Annotated in this window: 3 protein-coding genes; 2 read left to right on the forward strand and 1 reads right to left on the reverse strand. The window is 64.2% G+C overall.

What is annotated here, in order from left to right; translation table 11 throughout:
- On the reverse strand, window positions 1–335 hold a 335-nt coding region (locus G020_RS0114540), incomplete at its 3' end, for a hypothetical protein (protein WP_024330099.1).
- Between the two features lie 167 nt (window positions 336–502).
- On the opposite strand from G020_RS0114540, the gene G020_RS0114545 reads away from it, so the two are divergent.
- On the forward strand, window positions 503–694 hold the full coding sequence (locus tag G020_RS0114545) for a hypothetical protein (protein ID WP_024330100.1): 192 nt from the start codon (window positions 503–505) through the stop codon (window positions 692–694).
- Between the two features lie 27 nt (window positions 695–721).
- Window positions 722–1,012, forward strand: a complete 291-nt coding sequence (locus tag G020_RS0114550) for a type II toxin-antitoxin system RelE/ParE family toxin (protein ID WP_024330101.1) — start codon at window positions 722–724, stop codon at window positions 1,010–1,012.
- The last annotated feature ends 245 nt before the right edge of the window (window positions 1,013–1,257 follow it).

The raw sequence follows: 1,257 nt of genomic DNA on the forward strand, positions 1-1,257 counted from the left end.
TCGGTGAGGTATTCGATCTCGGTGCAGCGCAGTTCGCCGGCGATCACGTTGAAGATGAGCAGCTGGGTCCCGCGTTCGGCCAGCGGGACCAGGGCGCCGACCACGCCGGTGTCGTTCAGCCCGGGTTCGCCCCGGGCGTCGCCTTCCTCGGCCGGCGGGCGCACCAGCGTGCCCAGCAGTTCCTGGAACGCCTGGTCGCAGGCGTAGCACACTTCCGGGGCGCGCAGCCCCTGTACCCGTTCGCAGGCCGCGCGGATGTCGTCATCCGGCAGCATGGTGCGTTCGGGCGGCAGGGTTACGCGGTTGGCGCTGCCGTTGGGCAGCAGCCGCGGCACCGACTCGCGGCAGGAGGGACAGTGCCAGGTGGCTACGCGCAGATTCGCGATCAGATTCCAGGAAAGGCGTATTTGGTAAGTGTTGCGGCGTTGGTGACGCGCTCACTCCCGATGACGAGCAACTGTGTGTAAAATTGGCCGAGCTCGGTAGGGAGGCGATGCGAAACATGGAAGCAACCAAGACTCCCAAAGCGCAGGCACACGACCTGATCGACGAACTTCCGGACAACGCCAGTTGGGAGGACGTCGTGTATCGCCTGGAGCTGCATGCGTCCATCGAACGCGGACTGGCCGATAGTGAGGGCGGGCGTGTGATGCCGCAGGTGGAGGTGGAGCGGCGGTTCGGCCTGCGGCGGTGAGCGCGGTTCACTGGACGGATGAGGCGCTTGCGTGCCTTGATGGAGCTGCATGCGCACATCGGCTCCGTGGATCCGGCAGCGGCCGCCCGGATGATCGAGCGCCTCCTTGCTCGTACTCGTCAATTACCCGACCATCCGCTGAGTGGTCGAACCGTTCCCGATTATCGTCGCGCCGACTTGCGCGAGTTGCTCGAGCGCCCTTACTGGATCATTGACCGTGTGTCGCCCGGGCAAATCGAGATCATTACCATCAAGCATTACCGTCAGCGCCTGCCACATCAACCCGAAGCTCTCGCGAGAAGCACCGACGCTAACTGATGTCGCATTCGCCACATTGAAAGTGTCACGTTTGGGGAGGGCTGGCGGGGCGGCCTTGGTCCGCTGTGCTTGAGGTGTTATGAGGGTGAGTCACTGCCTGCATGCAGTTCGGCCAAGTGTCGCTCGTACAGCTCCCAGATCCGCGGGGCAATCGCCCCGCGTGATCCGGGGTAGGTGAGGCGGTCGGGGTCGAAATCGGTGAGGTATTCGATCTCGGTGCAGCGCAGTTCGCCGGCGATCACGTT

This window comes from Thioalkalivibrio sp. ALR17-21 (assembly GCF_000420185.1).
Taxonomy (GTDB): Bacteria; Pseudomonadota; Gammaproteobacteria; order Ectothiorhodospirales; family Ectothiorhodospiraceae; genus Thioalkalivibrio; species Thioalkalivibrio halophilus.

Excerpts from the sequence above, each read along its gene's own strand:
- G020_RS0114545 (WP_024330100.1), top strand. The coding sequence starts at position 503 with ATGGAAGCAACCAAGACTCCCAAAGCGCAGGCACACGACCTGATCGAC.